This window comes from Hungatella hominis (genome assembly GCF_014288005.1).
In the GTDB taxonomy this organism is placed as follows: Bacteria; Bacillota; Clostridia; order Lachnospirales; family Lachnospiraceae; genus Hungatella; species Hungatella effluvii.
Genome location: NZ_JACOPB010000009.1, coordinates 40,029 through 61,289, shown reverse-complemented (window position 1 = coordinate 61,289; position 21,261 = coordinate 40,029). Strand labels below are relative to the sequence as shown.

General features: G+C 45.6%; 5 protein-coding genes. All 5 read right to left on the bottom strand.

All coding sequences use genetic code 11. The features are described 5' to 3' along the window. Nucleotides 1-63 precede the first annotated feature (63 nt). Nucleotides 64-1,386 (bottom strand): MATE family efflux transporter, encoded by a 1,323-nt coding sequence (locus H8S75_RS18725; protein ID WP_187022940.1) that lies wholly within the window; start codon nucleotides 1,384-1,386, stop codon nucleotides 64-66. Nucleotides 1,387-1,496: 110 nt separating this feature from the next. Beyond that, on the bottom strand, nucleotides 1,497-2,474 hold the full coding sequence (locus H8S75_RS18720; RefSeq protein WP_187022939.1) for a Gfo/Idh/MocA family protein: 978 nt from the start codon (nucleotides 2,472-2,474) through the stop codon (nucleotides 1,497-1,499). A 33-nt stretch (nucleotides 2,475-2,507) separates the two neighbouring features. Continuing rightward, entirely contained in the window at nucleotides 2,508-3,245 is a 738-nt protein-coding gene (locus H8S75_RS18715) for a class B sortase (RefSeq protein WP_187022938.1), read from the bottom strand. Next, nucleotides 3,242-16,891 carry a SpaA isopeptide-forming pilin-related protein gene (locus H8S75_RS18710; RefSeq protein ID WP_187022937.1) on the bottom strand — a complete coding sequence of 4,550 codons (13,650 nt, stop codon included), beginning with the start codon at nucleotides 16,889-16,891 and terminating at the stop codon, nucleotides 3,242-3,244. The genes H8S75_RS18715 and H8S75_RS18710 overlap by 4 nt, the downstream gene beginning before the upstream one ends. A 165-nt stretch (nucleotides 16,892-17,056) precedes the next feature. After that, nucleotides 17,057-21,151 carry a hypothetical protein gene (locus tag H8S75_RS18705; protein ID WP_187022936.1) on the bottom strand — a complete coding sequence of 1,365 codons (4,095 nt, stop codon included), beginning with the start codon at nucleotides 21,149-21,151 and terminating at the stop codon, nucleotides 17,057-17,059. Nucleotides 21,152-21,261 lie beyond the last annotated feature (110 nt).

Sequence of the window (21,261 nt, the reverse complement as noted above, 5' to 3'; positions counted from 1 at the left end):
ATTTATTGGCTACTTACTTTACATCATCTATTTTTCACATATTTTGATCATACGATTTCTATCTCAGGAGACAGATACCGCCCGCTTTTCGAGTCCGTGGAACCGGAGTGAAAAGACTGCGGCCCGGAATATCCAGTCAATAAACATTCCATACCACACCCCCATTACACCCAAATGGAATATCCGCACGAAGAGATACGCAAACGCAATACGGAACACCCACATGGAAAATACTGAAACGGCCATCGTAAATTTTGCATCGAGAGAGGCCCTGAGTGTATACGGTATGGTAAACGCAAGGGGCCAGGCGACCATGGCGATACTGTGAGCTGTAATCATCTGCCTCGATATCGCAGATGCCTCAGTCGACAGCCGGTAAATTCCCACCAGCGGACCGCCAAACACAATCATCACAGTACACAAAACAATGAGTATGGCATAATTGATACCAGTCAGCTGACGTGTATACTGCTTAGCCTGCCCCGTCTCACCGGCACCTACGCACTGGCCCACAATCGTGATCAGCCCCAGACCAATTGCATTTCCAGGCAAATATAAGAGGGTAACCAGATTTGACGCTACCGCGTAGCTGGCAATGGCAGCAGTCCCCAGTGACGAAACGAGACTCTGAAGAGCGATCTTTCCGAACTGAAACATTCCGCTCTCAAGACCGTTTGGAATACCGATCGATAATATATTCCTGATCATATGAAAATTTGGCCGCAGTTCACTCAGCCGGTTAATCCTGATTATATTATCCGGCTTCTGAATGAGATACACCATCAGCACAGCCGCCACCATTCTGCCTGCCAGCGTTGGATATGCCACACCTGCGACACCCATATGAAGTCCGAAGATACAGACCGCATTTCCTGCCACATTGATTGTATTCATGACAATGGATATTACCATAGATATCCTGGAATTCCCCATCGAACGGAACAACGCTGCGCAGGAATTATAGACGGCAATAAAGGGATAAGAAAGAGCCGTAATTCCAAAGTAAATCACCGCGTCATTCATAACCGCTGTTTCCACTTTTCCAAACACAATCCCCAGGAGATGGCGATTTCCAATTAAAGCCGCCATTGTCACGATCAGAGACAGTATTGTTGTAACTCCAACCAACTGTCCCGCCGCCCGGCAGGCATTTTCCGATTGTTTTTTTCCCAGATACTGAGCCGATACCACAGCTCCCCCAGTGGCAAGCGCCGCCAGAATCTGAATAATCAGAACACTGATGGAATCTACCAGGGATACCCCCGATACCGCTGCCTCACCGACCGCAGCCACCATCATGACATCGACCATTCCGACCAGTACGGCCAATATCTGCTCCACGATCAGCGGAGCCAGTAATTTCATTAAATCTTTTCTTGTAAACATACCTTCTGCCTCTGTGAACTGCCCTAAAGATAAGTGGTTTTATGCTACTTGTTTTAGATGTTCCCATGCCATAGTATACCACAAAAATACACTCTTGGCTAACTTACCCATTACTCAAACGGATACCGGATTCCCCACTGTTCTCTCAAAGCATCCATGGTCTCCATCATACGAATGGTGACATGGTGGGGCATCTCAGGACATTCCAGACGCTGCTCCCGGATTGCCTTTCGGCTGGCTTCTATCTGATACTCATATCCCGATATCTGCTCCGGCCTAATATAATTTTCCTTCAACCTGCGCTTTTCATCGAATACCTTAATGGATTCGAAATTATTTATATTTTCAACTTCTATGTATCCTTTTGTACCATAGATAATCCCTCTTCTGTCTGAAAGGACATGGATCGAGCTGTTTAATACCGCCATCTTCCCGCCTGAATAGCAGAAAGTCATACTGTTCTGGGAATCTACCCCGGACTCAGTCTTGATGACAGAGGAATTGATGGAAGTAATCTCATCACCAAATACTAAGGATGCAAATGCGATGGTATAAACACCAACGTCAAGAAGCGCTCCCCCCGCCAGATTTGGATCTACCAGTCTCTGAATCTTATCAATCAAGTAACACAGACTGGCCGTCAGTGTCATTGGCTCTCCTATCACGCCTGAATCAAGCACATCTCTTAAGGTCTTTGCCATTGGCATGTAACGGACCCACATCGCCTCAGTAATAAGCAGTTTCTTTTCTTCCGCCAGAGCAATCATTTCCTTTGCCTGTGCTGCGTTCACCGCAAAAGCCTTTTCACACAGAACATGTTTTCCATGTTCCAGACAAAGAATCGCATTCTTATAATGCTCTGAATGAGGGGTTGCTATATACACCAATTCTATTTCCGGATCTGCAGCAAGTTCCTCGTAAGAACCGTATGTGTGTTTAACGCCGAACCGCTCTCCAAAATCCTTCGCTTTCTCCGAACTTCTCGACGCCGCACCGTAAAGTTCCACTCCAGGCATCTGGTTCATCGTATCTGCCAGAGTTGCAGCAATCACTCCGGTTCCCAGTATTCCTATCTTAAGCGCTTCCATCCCTTCTCCTCCTGTTTTACAATTGTGATTTTGTCATTCAGTATAACACAACAGAACTGCGTGTACAATCATTCGTTTCCCTTTTCCCAGGCATGTGGACAGTGTAATAAGAGAATCTGTTATTTCAGGCTGGCTGCCCGTTGTATAGAGGGATTTACCTTTCACACTTTTTAAATATGTCTTTTTCTCCTCCTCACTGATAAAATGACTCTGGTATATCCCCGTCTCCTCTTCCCGGGCAGTATAGCAGGAAAATATCATATACTGCAGCCATTCCTCCTGTCGGTATATCCATATGCTCCTATGGTTCTGAAAGTAAGCTTCGCTCCGATACTGTTTCAAATCTGCAAACATACTTCCATCCTTCATGTTATGGCCATAGATAATCTGGTTCTCGCCTTGCTCCAGACAAAATATGGTGCCACAGGGATTTTCTTCTCCACTGAATGTGTGGTTTAAGTAATAACCCGGGATTGTATTTTTTACTGTCGGATAGTTGATGTTCGTCCCCGGAATCCAAATCCAAAATACATAATCCGGATTCCGGGAAGTCATCATGCGCGTCCATTTCTCCTCCTTCTTCATATTCACTTTCGGCGCTGCCGCATCATCGGTTGTACTGCCTGCTGCCAATTCAAACTGCTCCTGCAGCTGCCTGTATTCCTCCCGTCCAGTCTCATAGATTGAAAGCCTGATAGTCAAGCAGAAGGCAGACAGCCCAAAACCTGTCAGGAGCAGAATTGTTGTTACAAAACGTTTTACTCTGTTCATCTGCTGCCTTCTCTGTCATGCTTCCGAGAGTCTGGCCGTCTTAATCTGTATACAACTCCCGCCAGACATAAGAGCATGGCTGCCAGTACAGCACCAAGCGGATACTCATCTCCAGTCCGTTCACCAATCGGAGGGCTGGTTACCTCCACCGCACAGATCATGCCTCTGAATCCCGATTTATAACTGGCTGTTATTCTTCCAACCCGTCTGGTATCATCAGGTTCTTCCGGCGGAAGAGGCTGATCCGCCACCAGAATCATACTATCTCCGGTAACTCTTCCATTCAAGATTGTAAAGGTATAGTTTTCCTCGGATATAAGATATCCGGCCTGCCTTTTTGTCTCCCGGAATGTATAGATCCCATCCGGCGGCATAGAGAATTCAGCTTTCCCCTCCTTGTTGGTAACAACGGTAAAGATGTTTCCACCAGGTCCCGTAACTGTAAATTCAAAGCCTTCGAGCCCTTTTCCTGTCTCTGCATCCGTCTTCATCAGATACATGGTATTGGTTTCAGAATTATGCCGCTTCAAGTCTATCATCGTAACCTCTATCTGCTGATTCTTTCGTGGAACTGTAAATGAAATATCGGCTGCCGGATGATAACCAGGGGGCGTCTTCTTTTCGTGAAGATAATATGTCTCTCCAGCCGTCAGTTTTCCGGTAACCTCCACGGGTTCTCCGGTAGTTTCGAATTCGAATATGATCTTATCTTTTTCGAACGTAAGAACCTGCAGTACAGCTCCTTTTACGGTATTTCCTGACCCATCCTTCTTATTGATCCGTACTCTGGTCACATCATTTTTCATTTCTACCAGATCGGTGCTTCCGTCCTCACTCACGGTAAAAGGAACTTTCTCCGCATAAGAATAGCCAGCTTCCGGAGTTTCCTCGCACAGATAATACGTTTTCCCGGCTATTAATTTTGCTGTAATTTCATGAGGTCTTTCACCGGAAATCCAACGTTCCAAAACCTTGCCGTCTTCATCAAGAACAGCCATATGGTTACCCGGCAGTTCCCGGCTCCCGGTAAGTTCTTTTTTCGACAGTACCACATGGGTAGGCTTATCAACCATAATCACAATATCATGACTTCCATCTCTGCCTACCGTAAACGGCACGTCTTCCGCAAGTGCATAACCATCGCGTGGTTTTACTTCATGCAGCCAGTATTCACCGCCTGCTGCCAGCTGACCGCTGATGGTCTTAAATTCCTGCTCTGTAGTAAAGACCAGCTCTTCACCTGCTTTAAATCCGGAGAAGTCTCTCACCGCTTTAGCAGGACTTTTGTCTTTATTCAGGATCTGTAGTATAAATCCTGTCTTTTGGCGTTCCGCATCCGACGGGCTTGCATTTGCCGGGGACGGCAGAGTGAGCTTCTTCACGATAATTTCTGTTTTTTTATCTTTCATACGTACGGTAATCGTCTCAGGTTCCAATGGAACGGTGAAAACAATGCTTTCGCAGTATCCATAACCCGCCGGCGGCTTTTCTTCTGCCAGCTCATACGTCCTGCCGGCTGCCAGAATTCCCTCTGCCAGAACCGGCTTACCGGAGGCAGTATAACAGAAGACTGTTTCGCCGCTCTCTATATCTCTGACGCAGTAATAGCCGCCTGTAACGGATTCCCCAGTGTCGGCATCCAGCTTCTCCAAATATAGCCTGGTCTTTCTATCCTGCATGGTTATTGTTTCCGGAACCCCCGCCTCATTGACCGTAAATCGTATATCTTCCTCCCGTGAATAACCGTCAGGCGGCGTATCCTCGCGAAGAATATACTCTTTTCCTGGTATCAGTATATCTGCCGGAATAAGAACCGGTACAGGCTCCACTTTCATAAATCTGTAAATCTCATTTTTTGTTTCTGCATCCATCACTGTATAGATACCTCCGGGAATTTCATCGCCGGAAGCAATATCAATTTTGGAAAAGTATAATTTTACAGGCCGGTCTTCCATATCCACATTATCAATTCTTCCGGATTCGTTTAGTGTGAACCGGTATATCCCTGTAGTCTGCTCCATACCGTCCGTGTATCCCGTTGTTTCAGTCAAACAATAATTGCCTCCTGCAGTCAGCACTTCCCTGACCGTCTCATCGTTTCTGTTATTTTCAAAGACCGCCCCTTGTGCCTCCTTTGATATCGCTCCGACGAACTCTTTGGTTACTGTTTCATAATCTCTGTTCACTTCCTGAATAATTTCATATTCAGTCCCATAGGGAAGGCCGGGAAAAATAACATAATCGTCCCCCTTCAGGGTAATTTGTCCCACTCCCTTTATCCTGCCTTCTTTTGTTCCGGTATAATTCTGATAACCGGACAGCAGCTTACCTGACAAATCAAGGAAACGCATCTGATACGTAAAGGTATCCTGTGGATTCCCTCCCGTCCCGGAGATGTGATTTCTGATCGTTAGACTTCCTTTCGGCGCGATAGGATTTTCCAATATGGTTTCCATGAGATTCATTGGAGAACTGACAGTAAATACTGCTCTTGCTGACGCTCCCATCTGACCGCTTACCAGTGCAGCCAACTCCAGGTGCCCAACAGTGTGCGGTTCCGCATCATGAATCTGCCATGTCAGTATACCTTCAGTTTTTACAGGGTTCCCGGAGGATCTCATAAACTCAAGGCCTTTTTCCAGTTTAGCACTGACAATCAGATCCGCTTTTTCAAGACCAGAGTTTTCGTATGTGATAACGTACTTTATTACATCGCCGTTTATGACCGGCATCTGGCCGTTACCCACAGTTCCCGTGACCTCTGCGATGACACGTTCCTTTGTAACAGGATTTTCTATTACATGCTCAAAACTTCCATTCTCCACTGTCCATGTATCAAGCTCGTCCTGAGCCTGGTTTGCCAATTGAAGCCTGGTTCCAAGATATGTCCTGGATGGCAAAAGAAATGTCCCATTCTCATCAAACCAGATTCTCCTCGTCTCTTTTTTACTCATCTCCGTATTACCATCTGAATAGCGGGTATATTCGGTTATTTCGTACAAATGGCCTTCCTCTATTCCATCATCAGCCGTAAGTAAAATATCAGTACTGCTGATGATATCAGGCAGTACCTCCCCGGTATCCCGGTCCTTCAAAACTGTAAAGGTCTTATCTGCGGTCCTGCAAAAAACAGTGAGTGACTCAATGGTTCCGCCGGCAGAGGAACATTCCAGTACACTGAAATTATTTCTTATATTACTGATGCCGGTTCCAGCCTGATTCACGGTAAAGATAACCGGAGGCGACAAATGGCTGCCGGCCGGTGCTTCCAGTTCTTCCATAATATAGACATGACCGGCTGATAACTTCTTTTTAATTGTAAATCCCTCCGGCCCGGATCTGTTAATTTCTATGGCTTCTCCATTTTTTACGTATTCTCCGTCTATAGCTACTGCATGATAAACAGCAATTTTGGCACCTTCCAGCGCCATGCCGGTATCAAAATTGGTCTTTTTGAAGTGTATTTGTGTGGGATAGTTTTCCACCGCATGGGTATACGTAACAACCTGACTGTCAGCCGTTCCATCAAAGGTAAAAAACTTCTTTCCCCCCGAGATCTGATAATAATCAGGCGGCGAGACCTCCTCGATTGTATAAGTATAAGGATTTATTGTTCCATCTGCCCGAACTTCGCCTACTGCCAGATTTTTAAGCTCTGCACGTCCATTATGACCGGTCGTAATATACCATTCCTCCTTTGTGTCTCTGTTCGTGATCAGGAATCTGGCATTTTCCAGAAGTTCTCCCGTATCAGCCGCCTTCTTAAGCAGTTCCAGGCGTCCCTGAGCCGGTTGATTCACCACACGGATTATCGTAGCCGTGTCACCGCCAATCTCAATTTTTACCGGTTCCCGTTTTGCCATATATGGCGGAACCTCCTCCTCAACAATATAGTAAGTACCATCTGGTATCTTACTGATTCGATGGGGTCTTATATCTCCGACACGAAAGCCTTCCGGAATATTTCCCAGAAACCACTCATCTTCTGTAAATCTTCCATCGAAACCCGAAATCCAACGCTCTATCAGATTTCTCTCATCATGAATAAAGCTTCCCTCTGTTCCCGGCCGATAGAGGGCCATCTTTACCCCTTCCACGGAATATTCATTGGTTCCGTCAGAAATCACTTTCAATATGGATACATACTTCTCCACATTCTCCAGGCTGAAGCGCTGTACACTCCCATTCTCCTCCAGTACAACAGCCTTGGGCTTTGTACGTTCAAAGCCTTCTGGGACCTCAGCCTCAACCAGAACGTAATTACCCACTTTTCGGCCGTCTTTTATATCCGTAAACGGCAGATAATCGATTCTGTGAACCCCTTCCAGTGTATCGTAGCTCTTCAGCCCTGCCGCCAGCTCCCGGTAGTTGAACTGATATTCGAAATTCAGGGGAAGCTGTCCGTCCTCATCCAGAGAGCCGTTATGGACGTTTCGATATATGGTGATTCTGATCATCTTACCGTCATCCGTTCTCCACAACTGTACCGCGCTGTCTGTGACGTCCATCTTTATGGAAGAAATTCTCTCTGCGGATTTTTCACCTGATTTTGTATGCCATGTCAGCCATACAAAATTATCTCCCAACTTCCGGTATGTATTTTCAAAATCCAGTATAAAACTGGATTGATTCACTGCAATTCCGAAAAAGGCCTTCATGCGGTCCATCCATTTAGGACTTATCTCATAGTCTTCTGTATAAGCTTTGAGATCGTCCGTCATCCATTCATCTATTAGCTGGTCTTTTACATATTGCGGCTCTCCTCCATTCATCTTAATATTTCCATCTTCATCCGTCTCGGCTCTGTAGAGTGCCAGACCTGCGGAATATTCCATTGGCAGCGGTATCATATTTCCATTCCCATCCATGCAGTATTTAAAAACTTCAAGCTTGGTATGGTCGTCTTTCATATGGAATGTCTGAACTTCTCCTGTTTTCTTGACCTCCAACTCCATGGAATGACGGATATAACCGCTGGCAGCTTCTATTTCTTCCAGAATATAGTCACCTGCCGGAATCCCTTCAAAATATTTTGGCTTTCCATCTGTAATCCAGTCTGCTGTCACTATGACTGGTGAATTATCTTCCGAGTTTTCTACAGTCCACTTTGCAGGTGTATTTTCTGTTTTCTCCAGGTAATAGCCAGAGGGATAAGTGACAGTATCTGTCGTATACTTCCTCCGGGCCTTATAAAGAGCCAGATGGGCCCCTGAAATCTGACCATAGCTGTAAGCGCCCTTTGGTTCCGTTGTTTTCAATATCCCCTGATAATCGCTGATTACATCTATGCGGTACTGATCCGCAGCATCCGTTTTCACGATCTCAATCTTTATTTTTTCATCTTCCAGCTCCGCATTCTGCACCTGTTTTGTTTCTTTTACTGTGATACCAACAGGAAATCCCTTTACATACCCAGCCGGGGGCTCCACCTCCTCCATAATATAAGTTCCCGGAATCACGCGTTTCAGCATGTCTGCCCGCCCTGTTGTAGGATTGATATTAAACGGATCGTTGGGATATTCATCTCCTGATATCCACGCGTTTTCCATAATCCACGCTTCCCCCTGACGATGAAACAATTTCTTATCATCTGCCGGATCTTCCTTTTGGCCTACATTTCGTAAATCCCATTGGTTATTAATCCGGTAAGCATTCCGGTTAAACGCAGGCAAAAGATCATAGTACCGATACCTCACATAATCGTGGTCAATATCATATACAGGCTCTCCTTTTTTATATACCTGGTCTGATCTCTGATAATATTCCGGAAGGCCATGGCTTCCAACTACCGGATTTACAGACTTTTTAAGCATGGTTCCATCGTAAGTTCCAATCGTATACTCCGCCTCTGTATCTGCGTGAATCGATGCAATCCGGTATGTCTTTATTTTTTCCTGTGCGATAACAGCGCCATTCACCGTCTTGGATACGTTAACAGGCCAGACCAGAATCCGTTCATACTTCTTTCCCCTCCGGTCCGTCCCCACCTCCGTAGTGTAGGCCATTCCTGTTGCAGGGTCGATCTTTGCATCTCTGTTTCCATCTGAATCCACATGGTAAAGTTCAGTCCCTTCCTGCAGTTTAAAACATTTATCCAGGGCCGAATAGACCGCTTGTTCCAAATCACCACCGGTGAGTTCAAAGACAGGATGGCCATTTTTTATAGCATAAACAGATTTCTGATTACGCACCTGAATACGGTTTCCATCACGGTCATAGCCATACACCTTTCCGTCTCTTCCCTGTTCTGTAACCCTTAGACCGCCCAATGAATAGTAGAGAATATCCGTATCCTTCCGCTCAACCATTCGGTAAGTCCAGGTACCGTGGCCGGTACTTCCACTGAGGCTACCTTCAATATCATCTAAATTGACAAACTCCACGGTGTTTCCTGCATATCCTTCCAAAAGCTTTATACTCTGCACATTGTTATTGCGGTCCCGCAACACCTCTACGCCGTCGTAGCCGTAATCACCGTTGTCTCCATTTGATTTGACCTCGACCGCATCATACAAGGCCATCTTCGCCCCCGAAACGTAACGGTTTGTATCATCTGCAGTGTCCAATGGGCGTGTTATCAGGCCGTAACCAGCAAATATGCCGTCTATACAGACTGGTTCTACCGCGTCTCCTGCCAGTTTACGGCTCTCTAAGTATTCTGCGGTTCCCTTATACCAGGCATAGTTCAAATAGCTCCCCTCTTTATAAGCAAACTCCAGATTCTCCTGGCCATACTTGGCCTTCAGCTCCGTTTCACTTCCCTCAACTCGTGTTCGGGTACGGTAAGTAACAGTCCTGTCCCGGTCCTTTAACTTGGATATCTCAAGCCGTATCGGTGTATTTCCCACATAAACCCGCGCAGTATCTTTTGCCCCCTCCGGCCTCTGTACGGTACCATCCTCATAGACTGCCGCGGCAACCCGGCCGTCCTGGTTTCCATTAAGATAGTAGGAAATCTTATCGGAATAAATTTCTATGGCGACCGGCTTCGTTCTGACATAGCCGGACGGCGGCCTCATTTCACACAAAACGTAGGTCCCCGCGCCCAACGGCTGCGGAGTGATCAGATAGCCTGTATTCTGATCCTGCCAGGATTTTTCTGACGGGTTTTCTTCTTCTGCCTGAAGCCCCTCCCGTGTCGTCGTATACGCTTCAAATCCCCCTGTTCTGCGCCCTTTTGCATTCGCCATGGTAATCTGCTCCGACTCTCTGCATACAGGGGTTCCCGCCTCCACAATTCCAGTCCACAGGCCGCCGATTCCCGGAAGCGCTCTGGCCGCCTTTGTAATCTCTTTCGCCCCCATCGCCTCTAAGAATTCTCTGGACCCCTTTATCAGGGTATCCGTCTTATAAAACTTTACCCGACCATCTTTATTCTCTCCATCTTCACGTTCTGCCGCATACACTGTAAAAACTGCCCCGTCATGGAGAATATTTTCCCCGGTCTCCGAATCCAGTTTTTCTATGCGCAGGCGGCTTCTGTAAAAGGTATTTCGAAATTTCCGGTATCCATATCCCAAACCGGAGGCTGAACCATCCGGGTTCTGTATGGAATCATGCTCTTCACTTACAGGTTCTGTTATGCTCCATGGCACCAGCATGGAGGCATATTTACCATCATAGGCCGTCTGCATACCTTCCATAGCAGATGCAGGCAATTTATTTTCTGAAACAGAACCATAACGGTAAATCCGTTCTATGCCATCACGTTCATATTCCGTTCCATTAGGTGCAGTTACCCCATGATTAACATCATCAGCCAGGTAGTGGCTGTTCGGATTTCCTCCGTTTTCTTCCGGAAAAACAATTGTATGATAGTAATCTTTCATCGGATCATATTCACTCTGAGTAATCTCAAAGTGCGGTATTTTGTAAGGATCTCCCAATGCAGTTCCTGCTATTTTACTGAGAGCGAGTCCATACTTATAAATCTCATAATCCCCCAGATATCCATGGGCCTTGATTACATAATCCTTTACGTTTTCATCAATTTCTCCCGGCCACTCCTCATTAAAACGGATAAAATATTTCGCTGTCAGGTCTGCCGCAGACAGATTCGCGTTGTAATTATAGTAACGACTCAGTCTTTCGGGAGTTATGCCAGCCCCTGTTTTTTCTTCTTCATAGACAGCCGGTAACTCAATTTCCTTTGGCGCATCAATTGCATAATGTTTGTTGAGGAAATCTCCCAGTTCCTTATCCATGGGCTGCTGTTCCACTGTTACATAGGTTCCGTAAGGAAGGTATTCCGATATGCCATAACAGTATCCGAAAGCGGCATCCTCCTTATCCGCACTCAGGGTTGTTTTATCTATATCCCTGCCTCCATCTGATTCACTGTCCCACTTAATAGCATAAATCTCATCCAAGTCATAATGAAAGAATGGTTTTAAATAATTTTCGGCCTTAATTACAGCCGCTTTCAGAGCAGTATCATATATCTCATCCTGATAGCCTTCATGGCCGGCTGCACTTTCCGTTTCACCTGTGTAGTTTTCTCTCACCAGTTTTTCTACTTCTCTGTCCAGATACCATTGAATAGCAAACTGCCTAACTGAATCAGATCTGTCACTGTTTTCTTTTGCAATTTCAGAAGTATTGGCTTTATTTGGGATTTCCGTATTGTTATGTTCTGCCGGATAAATACACTCTGAACCGGCAGTTCCAAACAGAAGGCGTCTGATGAATGCGAAGGGCTTAAAAGAAGTACGCTCCTGTTTTGCTTTGTCCCACTTATCCTGATTTGCAACCCTTACCGCATCAAAAAACTTCTCATAATTAAGTCTTCTGATCTCCTTCTCGTTTCCATAGGCGTCCGTTTCATGAGACAGGATTGTTTCCAGTATTGCAGTATATCCCGTCTCCTGATTTTCATTGATCAAACCATCCGTAAAACCATAAAGCTCCTGATTGGCGATTGCGTCTCTATTGGATCTTCTGGAGTGTAAATCCGTACGATGCAGCACCTTCGTATAGATTTTTTGTACCCTCTCCGGATATGCCTCCCGATACGCAGCAACATCAACAGTATTTCCATTTCGATCAAGCCATTCAATCTCTCCATCTTCCGTTCGATACAATTGCTCCAGATTGGATCTTAAGTAGATCTTGAAACGGAAATTAGGTCTGAACGATACGTTGTCCTTCGTCCCACCGCCGTTCTGTGTAAAATAATCCTCATGGCCGGAATCAGCAAATGTATTGTCCTCATACCTGGCTCCTTCTTCAACAAGGATATCTTTCACGATCTTTATCTTCTGCATAATGGGACGTTCCATCACATCGGCAGGTTCTGTTCTTGTATTTCCATCCTGCCATGGCTGATCAAAGGCTGGTGGTGTAAGTGTTACATATTGAATATAGGAATCCGCCTCCCGCTGCAAGGGCTGGCAGGCAAAGAAGCTCTGGTCGATGTACGCCTGCTTGATCGAATACCTCCCACTCCCGTCATCGGATACTTTAAGCCTGACAGTATCCGTCTCTTTAAAAGCATCGAACGGAAGAGTAACTACATAGATTTCTTTTGCTGTATCATATGTAGAAGTAAGCCTGGTCTTCTTTTCGACCGTCTTAAATCCCTCCTGCTCCACATAATCTACGATAGTCTCTTCGGAGTATTTAAAATTTCCAGCGTCATCGATCTGCTGCTCACCTGGCGCGTATATCCAGTATGATGGTGTCCGGGCTGTCACCACGATAAATGATTCAGGGAGTTTTGACGGGTAAGACACATTCAGTCCATTAATATTTTGCTCTTTTATTGTCGCCCGCTCCAAAAAACCATTCTTCATACGATAGGACAGTACTGCCGGATTGGAGGCCGGATCATCGTATGGAATATAGACAAAATATCCATTTCCACTGTCTTTTTTTACATAAAGACAGTCTTTCTCCGGATTATAAACAGCATCATCCCGGCTGTCATCGTAAAGCTTCCATTCATAACGCATAATAGCATAGAGCTCTCCACCAGTCTGCTCCATATCAGAGATCCGCAGACTGTTAAAATACTGCAGGCCATGCGCTTTCATAGCTTCCGTAATAGAGAGGATCCATTCTGTATCCGTAGTTCCGCTTAATTTTACGCGCACCCATGGAGCATCTGCTTCCGGTTCTTTATATCCAAGGTTGTCGAGTTCCATATTATAGAGCGCTTGAAAGTCTTTCGGATATCCTCCTGAAAAAAGTTCTGTCACCGCAGGTGTCCCCATAGTATGATAATTCATCGGTTTAACACCAATTGTCTTCTCTTCCCGATCTGACACGGCATTAACGAGGTAACTCTGCCCTTCTGGAAAGGTTACAACATCTCCCCGATCGGCAGCCACTTTCTGGCCCGACCGGTAGACAAAGGTACCTGCCGCCGCCATAACCGGTTTTAATACAGTACTGTAAACAGGCACCGTAATTTTTTCCGGCACTTTCTCACTGGTGGATAGTTCGAACACCGCTCCTTCCGGAAATTTAATCCCGTGCAGCGTAATATCATGATCCGCCTGATAAGCAGTCACATCAAAATAGTTTCCATTTCCCACCATATCGAGAGTGATTTTTCCAATAGCAACGTCAGCCTCGTGATACTCCCCTTCATAATTATCTCTGCCATTTGTAATAATATTTGTTTTTCCATTGACGGAGAGTTCATATCCTTCTGATCTGGCCAGTTCCTTTACATAGTATGTGGTTCCATTCTCTTCCACAATTAAAGGCCGCCCTATCCAGCAGTTTCCATTATTCTTATCATTATCGGATACCGGGTATGCAACATGGCTTCCTTTCAAGCCTTCAATACCGGACTGATTGGAAGAGAATTTCCAGTATTCCGATCCATCACCTGCCATGGAATCTATCAGATGTATGGAATTGCCTTTTGAATCAAAACCAACATAATTTTCAATATCTTTGACCTTATCCGCATCTGCTCTGTTCCGATAGAGGTTCTGAGGCCCCTGGAATGCTTCCGGCCTTTTTTCAATCTTTCCAGATTTATAATTCCAAATCATCCCCGGTGCTTCTGTGAAAGCCATAAAGGAGGCATCACCATTTCGATCTGTCGACGCCACTGCAACTAAATCATCTTTTTGGTATACGGTACCGGTGCAGCCATCAGGGTGATTAATATCTTTAAGGGCAAACAGGCCGTATACCGCGCCCTCCAGGGTACCATCTCCCATTGAATCGCCATATGCATAATAATCTTTGTTTTCCCCAGCCTGCAAATAAAGATCACGTTTGTTGATATGTATCTCACCTTCAGTCCGGTGATCGTAGACAATAAATGTATGGTCTGTAATCCCTTTATCGCCCGGTACATGCGGCTCCACCTCGGAGGGTTCAAAATTTACGCGTTCCATGACTTCCTCATCGTCAATGAGTAAAGATCTATTATTTATACTTCGCTCAATCAGAGTTCTTGGCACTTCGAATAGTACCTTTAGTTTAGTCAAAAGGCCGGTCTTTTTCTTAGCATTGGAAGCTGTAGCATTAGATGGGGTGGCGTCAGATGATGTGGCGTCAGAGGGTGTAGCTATTTTGTCCAATGCTCCCTTTTCCACAAAATTGTTATTTTTCTCTGGCGCAAATGCATCTGATGACTCAGTCCCTTGCGGTTCGTCTTTTGTCTTATGTAAACTTAATCCCCTATTATACACACTGTCCTTATACTCTGAGGACGTAACCGTTTTGATCTCAATTGGAATATCGTCTGTATGGCTTCCATGATTTGTATATCCCGGCCGCGGAGTCAATTCTACTGCTGAGTATTCGTATTTCAGGGAAATAAACTGATTATAGAATTTATCCCGGTCAGCTTCCAGCAGTTCTTTTGCTTCTTCTGCATTAAGGGAATGAAAAAAGCCGCCCTGCTCTGCGAAAGTCTCGCAGTAGTCCACTTCTTCCTGCCATGCCTCCTTCGCAGCAGCTTCATTCTCAGCGTCAACATCCGGATCGCCACTTTCTTCTATTTCCGGTTCCGGATGACCGCCGCAGTACCCCTTCGTATAGGTATAAACCTTGGTATCCGTATGCGCCCTCTTTTCAGAAGCATTTTCCTCATTATCCCCCAGCATGAGAATGCCGTCCTCATTTGTTACATTGATATCCCAGGAACACGGATCATTTGCAGCGTCTCCGTCCGGATTCCCTTCTCCGTAATCCCAACCATCCCACTTCAGGAACTGACTCCCGCCCCTGTTTGCCCAGTTATCAGAGGTTTCCAGTGACGTATCGTCAAGCTGGGTATCATCGAATGCTTCAAGAATATCCCACTTAGAACCGGCAAGCGGTTGCCCTGTCTCAGAATCATATTTTCGAAGTTGAATATTATAATGCGCTTCCCAGATCTCCGTATGCTCATATCGGTGAACATCTATTTCCCAATCCCCGCTCGGTTTTAAAGGAACCCGACCGCCCACAAGAATCTCTAATGGTTCAGATACTGCGGAAAAATAAACCTGCGTATTACCCCAGCCAAAATCGCCGTCTTTACCTCTTTTCGCACAACCGCGGAATCCGGCCAGGCCGCCAACGCCGAAACCACAATTATAAAAACGATCTTCTTCCGAATTTTCCTGAAGTTTCAGAGTGGCAATTGCATTTTCATCTGACACACCATCTGCTGACTTAAAATCAATGGTACTTCCATCATTGGAATACGCCCAGCCCGACGCCAGATTTTCTGCTGTCATTCGTCGGTATACTTCTTTCTCATAATCACTGAGATCCCCATATTGGAACGTCATATGATACATGCCATCCTCGCCCAGTGCAGGCTCTGAAACCGGCAGTACGCTCCCCATATCGACAGAATAATCAAACGACGACAGAAACTTTGCTGCTTTCCAGCAGTTAAAAAAATACTTCTGCGCCGGACCTTCATCCCGGAACGCATCGTAAATTGCCGTACTTCCATATGGATCTGGATTTAGCCTGGAGTTCAACATTGACCTTACAAAATACTGGACAAAATCCCAGTCACCCTCCGGCGACTCTCCTGTAAACATGCCCTGATCCACATACTTATCGTTACTCCAAATAGAAGCCCACAGGAGATAATAATACATGGACATCCGATCAGAATCCCTCAAATCCTCTATAGATGGAGTCTCATAAGCAGCGCTTATCAACGAGACAAGAAGGAGGGCAAACTTTTTTGTTTTCATATCCATAGGGGCATTTTTCAAGAAATCCGGATAGTCACCCAGGTTATTGGTGGGATAATACATCTTTTGGAAGGCGATTTGTGCGCCTACAGGTGCAAAGAAACCTGTGTTATGACTGTCTGCGCAGGCAAAGTAACGGTGATGAAATTTTGAAAAATCGAGTTCTGCTGATGTACCGGGAATTGTTATTGTTTTGGCCTTTTCGTCCTGAAACCAAAACTTACTTGTATAGCCTCCCATCAATGCGGTTTCCTGCTGTGATAATCCGGTGGGAATGAGCCCGACCGCCGGGGCCAATGCTGCCGCCTCTCCTTCCGCCTTCCAGGTCCAATTTTTTATTTCCATTGCATCCGCAGAAATGGCATCGGGCCAGTAATAAGTATGAACCGCAAAAACCGGCGGCGCCACTGTCGTTGTCAAAATCATACCGGCCAGCAAAATAGATGACAGCCTTTTTGCGGTTTCCTTCCACATTCCTTTTCTCATAGCGCCTCCTTTAGGGATTCCATTATCATTCGTCAGAGTACCATTCTCTCAAACAAATAACTTATATTTTCATGAGGGGAACTTAAGTTCCCCTCATTGTTTACTACTCTATCAGTTTTGCAGCATCCAATTTCAAAGTACCACATCGCAGATTCTGCTGTTGATTCATGAAACCCACTGTCCCTTCTCATTAACACTGTAGATTCCGTCAATTATGGTATTGGTTAAAAGCTTACCCACTCCCTCAGTCGAAGATGGATTAAAATAATACCAGATCCCATCAATCTGCTGCCAGCCAGTAAGCATTTGCCCCTGTGTCCCGTCCGTTACCGGATTCAGGTAATAACTGCTGCCATACTGATCCGTAAACCAGCCTGTGGTCATAAATCCTTCCTCATTAAAGCGGAACCAGGACACCCCTGGCTGATTCCCGGTTGCATAGGGATTGCTGATGTAGGCCCATTCATTTGCATAGGTCCTGTCTGACGCAAATATCCATTTACCATTTGCTGTCTGCGTCCATGTTCCGGTTACTGCACCATTTGCTGTAGTCTGTCCAGTAGTCTTACCGGAAGGAGTTACACCGGTAGTTGTTCCCGTGCTCCCGGCACTGCTGCCTCCGGAACCTCCGGACGAGTAGGTATGGTCGATCACATTGAAATTTAATTCAATCCATACAGAATCCTTCATTTTTCCATTGACCGCTGCCGCATTTACCCGGACACGTTTTGTACCACTGGAGGCACCAGATTTTAACAGTTCCCTGATCCAGGGCGCCTTCAATTCATTATTTTCATCCAATAATACTGGAGCCACAGTTCCATCCTGTAATACAGTCACCAATGCCGGATCCTCCGAGGACCAAACGATGCGATTTAAATCCGTATTATTGGAATAAATAGTTGCCTTCAACGGTTTGGGCTCCTGCCCGCTATAGGTTAATACCGGCGCCGAACGCCGCCCGGTCAAAGTAAGGGTTATCGAAAATACTTCTTTTTCCGGTTCCGCCTCAATGCAGTTTGCCTGGAACTTAATTGTTACCCTGCACCTGTCTGCCTGCATACCATTACGGGTCATTGCTGTTATATCCACTGTTTTCTCTGCCTGGTACGGAGGCCTCGACAGTGCTTCCAGAATCCATGGTGCTCCGTCATTTACTGTGAGGTTTCCATTTGTATCCACCGTCAGAGCCGCCGGATCTGAAGAACTCCAGGTTACGCCGCGGTCGTATGGCCTGTGACTCTCACTATCCTCAATATCAGGATAAACAATGGCATTCAAAGTGCGTTTATCAAACCCACTCTTTCCCGTAGTTTCTGAATAAATGTTTCCGGCTTTGTCATAGGTTAAATGGTATTCCATGGCTGGCTGACTTAATTTAATTGCTTCAGGATTGACCCTGGTCCTGTCTTCTGTCACAAAACGAACGGTAATCATACAATCTGCTGCTGCACGGTTGCCAAGCTTATCCTTTCCTTCGACAGTAACCCACACACTCCGCTCACCATTTCCAGAAAGCAGCGCATATCTGTCATTCTCCCTCTTCCCATCATCTGTCGCAATAATATCCCGGATCCATTTTGCGTCTTTATAGGCGGATATGGAAGCTTCTTTATAGGATGTTTCTTCTTCGTCTACCCTGATTACGGCCGGGTCACTGGTCATCCACGATACCTCGTCCCTTGAAAAATAATCCGGTTTAAATTCTGCTGTTAGCGATTGCGGTGGTGTAACCAGAATACTCTCTTCCGGTTCCAGCCGATTCCCTGTAAGCAGCCTGGTGACCGTATACTCCAGGGTCTGTTTATCCAGTACCGCCTCTTCTGTGGCAACCAGTGTATGATCAAGAATCTGGAATGTTACATTGATCCGGCAGTTAGCGGTACATGGTTTCCCTTCGAAGGATGCCGACGGCCTTGTTTCTGCAGTCAGAATTGCAACACCACCGTTTTGATGGCCGGCGCCAAAGATTGTATTTGGTATTTTATATCGGTAATTTTCCTCCTGTTGTTTTAGCTCCAACTCGCTGATAATTTCCCTGAAAAATTTTGCATTTGAATTCAACGTTATACTGGCTGATTTTGCTGTATATCCATCTGAGTTTTCATCCTCATTTTTTGCCAGTCCGATTAAATCCGCATCATCAATGCTCCATCTAACCCGGTTATCACTCACATCATTATTTGTATCAATAACTGCCTGTATGGTAACCGGCTGCACCTCTGTTCCCGGCTCCAGATTACCGTTGATATACCGGGCTATCAACTTTCCTGCCTTATTTCTGATTTCTGTGGTCTTTACCGGATTCTTACGATTGCCAGTTCTGGTCTGTGTCACAGTAAAATTATAGATATCCGGATCTACATGAACAGCTACCGCTACTTTCTTATAAGTTCCATCAATCACGATATCTTCTTCCGGCATCTTGAAGGTATAACAGTGGCTGTCCGCAGAATACACTGTATTCTTACTTATTCCGTCTGCGTTTATATAATATGGAGTTCCGGACATTTGAAATTTTTCTGTTTCCGTATCATTGGGAGATGTATTTACATAGACAATGGAGCCAGCCGCTACAGCTCCCCGGTTATTCTTATCAAGCACCTTGGAATACTGTGATGCTCCCTTTGCTTCCAGCAGTGCAACATCATAAAAATTCCGGCCATTCGCTGCCGTGTCGATCTGATTTACGATAATTAAGTATCCCCGAACCGGACGGCCTACAGAATTAGGCGCGAAATGATCAATCGTATAACGGCTGTCTTCGTTTTCGTCCATAACCGTTAAGATACCGTCTTCCAACTCTTCATAGAAATATTGGTCAGTCATATTTTTACTGGTTCCGCCCTGCACCAGCGTATAATGCAGATCACTGCTATGCCAGTATCCGATATGAGCCGCATAAGTATAATCATTATCATCTGCTATTTCGGATCCACATACATTGGCACTGATCTTGCTCTCGGAATCGGCAAACAGGTACGCCACATCGTCAATGTAATTAAAGTTTGTGGCCGCCCCCTGTCTCGTTCCGATAAAAGTGCCTTCTCTTGCCATTGACCCCAGCTGTGAATTCCCGATACTGCCTTCAAATCGTGCCACCTTTAATTTTCCGGATACATAGTTTCCGGTTATTCCGCCAATTGCAGTGGAATGGTAGCCTCCAATGGTTCCATTTACATGGACGTTATAAATATCTGTGGAATTCTGAAATCCGACTATTCCCCCGGTATAACCAGTTCCCTGGATCCGCGCCGTGTTCCCCGTACCAGTGGCAACATCACAGTCTGCGATAATAGAATCCGAAGCGATGCCTGCGACTCCACCGATGTAAATCACTTCATTTCCGGCCTGCGCATCTATTATAACGTTATCACATACGGTATTCTCAATAACGGTTCCGCTTACCTCACCTGCAATCCCGCCTGCGATCCCTGAAGTGTTCAGTGCTGCGTTTTTAACGGTCACATTTCGAATTTCTGAGTCAACAGCATAGCCCACTACCGTTCCAATTCTGTCATTTCCTTTTACTTCTTTATCTGGAATGATTTTTACATCGTGAACTTTTGAATCACGTATTGCTCCGAACAGACCAATATGATCATAATTTCCGTACTTATTTAACCTCAGATTTCTGATCGTATATCCCTTTCCATCGAAATCCCCATGAAAAGCGTATTCCACCTCTCCCGGCATTTCTGAAGAATCTCTGTAAAAACCAATGGGAATCCAGTCCATACCCTGCATGTCGATATTACCGCCAAGGGCAAAGTAACTGCCTGCATAATCACCCACGTAGTCCGCACCCTCTGCATCAGGAACCGCCATTCCCATTGCAGTCAATTCTGAAAGTCCCATGAGCTGTTCCCGATTCTTAATCAAAAATGGCTTTTTCTCAGAACCATCCCCCTGCGTTCCATTCAGGAATTCGAAACTTGTTTTTCCGCTCCATGAATCCCAGATATTTCCCAGTGAATTTGCTACTTTCAAGGCATTAGACAGTGAGGCCTTTGTCTTTTCGTCCCCTCGTGATGCGTTGGATTCCGTAGCAGTCTGTTTCTCGCTATCTTCCAATTCAGCCCAGGTCGGTTCCAGAGCATTCGAACTCGTAGATGCATTTCTGCTGCCTTCCAGATCTTTTGCCAATATCGGATGCGAATGAAACGCAGAGAATGCTATTATGCCGCACAGGCTATAGGCCAAAAGCTTTTTCCACCGCTTACAGTCTCCCTGCCCTATGTTGTTGTTACTCTTTCTCATTGTCTTTTTCCTCCCTATTCTGTGTTGAGCACTCTCGGAAACTCCCTTGCACTCATCTTTGTGGCTGAGTTTCCGAGAGTACTCGTGTATTTTCTTCATTCACTGATCTG